Genomic DNA, 2,242 nt, shown 5'->3' on the forward strand with positions numbered 1-2,242 from the left:
CGATCCCCGGGCCCGCCGGGCCGCCGCCGCGAAGGTGTCCGACCCGATCCTCGGCGGTTTCTGGGACTGGTACTCGGAGCTGTCCGACGGGGCGCGCGCCGCNGCCGTCGGCCCGCTGATGAACAAACTCCGCGCGCTNCTGCTNNGNGACTTCGCNCGNGCGGCGCTGGCNGGCGGGGAGTCCACCATCGACGTGCCCGNCGTCCTCGACCGCGGCGGNATCCTGCTCGTCCGTGTCCCCAAAGGCGCGATCGGCGAGGACGGCGCCCAGATCATCGGCAGCATCGTCTTGGCGAAGGTGTGGCAGGCCGCGTTGCGCCGCGCGGCCGTGCCCCCCGCCCGGCGGGCAGACTGCGCCGCCTACCTGGATGAATGCCAAAACTTTCTGACCCTGCCGGGCGCGATCGAGGACATGCTCGCCGAAGCCCGCGGCTACCGGCTGTCGATGGTCCTGGCCCACCAGCATCTACGCCAACTCCCCGCCGATCTCGCCGACGCCCTGTCGACCAACGCGCGCAGCAAGGTGTTCTTCGCGGTGAGCCCGCGGGACGCCTCCGAGCTCGCCCGTCACGTCACTCCCGTCCTGTCCCACCACGACCTCGCCAGATTGCCCGCGTTCACCGCCGCGACCCGTCTGATCGTCGGCGGCGCGGACAGCGCCGCGTTCACGTTGCGAACCCGGCCGCTGCCCGGCGCGGTACCCGGCCGGGCAGCGGGCCTACGCACCGCGGCCCGCCGGCACACCGCCCCCACGGCCGGTGCTCACGAACCCCGGCCCCGACCGTCCGCCGATCCCCGACCCGGCCAGCCGCACGGGGGCGGGGCATGACTCCTCCCTCCCGCCGAAGCTCGGCCCGTTCGCAGGACGCGCTGCTGCTCGAGCTCGCCGGGCGGCTCACTGCCCGCGACCGGTGGCTGCTGGGCATGCTGCTCGAACATCAGGTGCTGACCCGCCGGCACATCACCCGGCTGTGTTTCGACGGCGAACGCCAGACCCGGATGCGCCTGGCCACCCTGCACCGTCTCGGCGTCGTCGACCGGGTCCACCCGAACTACCGCCTCATCGCCGCCCCCCTGCACTACGTCCTCGGCACTGCCGGGGCGGCGGTCCTTGCCGCCGAACGCGGCATCAGCGTCCGGGATCTCGGCTACCGCCGCGACCGGCTCCACGCCCTGGCCCACGGCACCCGCCTCGCGCACCTCGNCGACGTCAACACCCTGTTCACCGCCCTGGTCCATGCCAGCCGCGGCCGCCCCGACGGCAACGGGCTGGTCACCTGGTGGTCCGAGCGGCGCGCCGCCGACACCTGGGGGCGGGTCGTGCGCCCCGACGGCTACGGAGTCTGGGTCGACGGACACCGCCGCCTCGACGTCATGGTCGAGGTCGACCGCGGCACCGANCCCCTCNCCCGCGTCCTCGGGAAACTCCCCGCCTACAGCCGCCTCGCCGCCGCCAGCGGCATCGTGACCCCACTGCTGATCTGGCTCCCCAGCGCCCGGCGGGAGGCGAACCTGCGGGCGGCGCTGCGCACCAGCCCACCCGGGGTCACCGTCATCACCGCCGCCCCCGGCCCGCTGACCGCCCCCGACGCCGACGACGACCTCGCCCCCGCCCGCCCGGTCTGGCTGCCCCTGCACGCCACCGCCCGCGTCGACCTGGACGGGCTCACCCGCCGCTACGGCACCCCGCTGCACCCCACCCGCCCGCTGGACCCCCCGCCGGGCAGCGACCCGGCCGACCCCGACCCGGCCCCCCACCCACGACCGCCCGTGCTGCATCTGGGCGCGTGAAAGCACTCGCCGCGGCCGGTGCGGTCCTCGCCGGCCTGGTCCTGCTGCTGTTCGCCGCCGCCGCAGGGGTCCTGAGCCTGGCCGACCTCGGCGGTGGGGATCCGCCCAGCCAGACCGCCGCCGACGACATTCCCGCCGACTACCAGCAGCTCTACCTCGCCGCCGCCGCCACCTGCCCCGGCCTGTCTTGGACCGTGCTCGCCGCCGTCGGCAAGACCGAGACTGACCACGGTCGCAACCCCGACTGGACCTCGGATGCCGGGGCGCAGGGGCCGATGCAGTTCCTGCCCGCCACGTTCGCCGCCTANGCCGTCGACGCCGACGGCGGCGGCCCGGACATCAACGACCCCGCCGACGCGATATTCACCGCCGCCGCCTACCTGTGCGCCTCCGGCGCCTCGGGCGGCCGCGATATCCACGGCGCCCTATTTTCCTATAATCACGACGACGC

Annotated in this window: 2 protein-coding genes and 4 pseudogenes; all 6 read left to right on the top strand. The window is 74.8% G+C overall.

Annotation, left to right across the window (positions count from 1 at the left end; all coding sequences use genetic code 11):
* The first annotated feature begins 328 nt into the window (after positions 1–328).
* Positions 329–829 carry a TraM recognition domain-containing protein gene (locus FF86_RS61510; RefSeq protein WP_255355971.1) on the top strand — a complete coding sequence of 167 codons (501 nt, stop codon included), beginning with the start codon at positions 329–331 and terminating at the stop codon, positions 827–829.
* Positions 830–924: 95 nt separating this feature from the next.
* A partial coding sequence (locus tag FF86_RS61515; RefSeq protein ID WP_242419862.1) for a replication-relaxation family protein occupies positions 925–1,204 on the top strand: 280 nt, incomplete at its 3' end.
* 1 nt (position 1,205) lies between these two features.
* Positions 1,206–1,400, top strand: a pseudogene (locus FF86_RS61520) (replication-relaxation family protein); the annotation flags it as partial.
* An 8-nt stretch (positions 1,401–1,408) separates the two neighbouring features.
* Positions 1,409–1,791, top strand: a pseudogene (locus tag FF86_RS63520) (hypothetical protein); the annotation flags it as partial.
* Positions 1,788–2,098 (top strand): annotated as a pseudogene (locus FF86_RS63525) (hypothetical protein); the annotation flags it as partial. The pseudogenes FF86_RS63520 and FF86_RS63525, both read left to right, overlap by 4 nt.
* A 1-nt stretch (position 2,099) precedes the next feature.
* Positions 2,100–2,242: pseudogene (locus tag FF86_RS61530) on the top strand (hypothetical protein); the annotation flags it as partial.

It is taken from the genome of Frankia sp. CpI1-P, assembly GCF_001421075.1.
Taxonomy (GTDB): Bacteria; Actinomycetota; Actinomycetes; order Frankiales; family Frankiaceae; genus Frankia; species Frankia torreyi.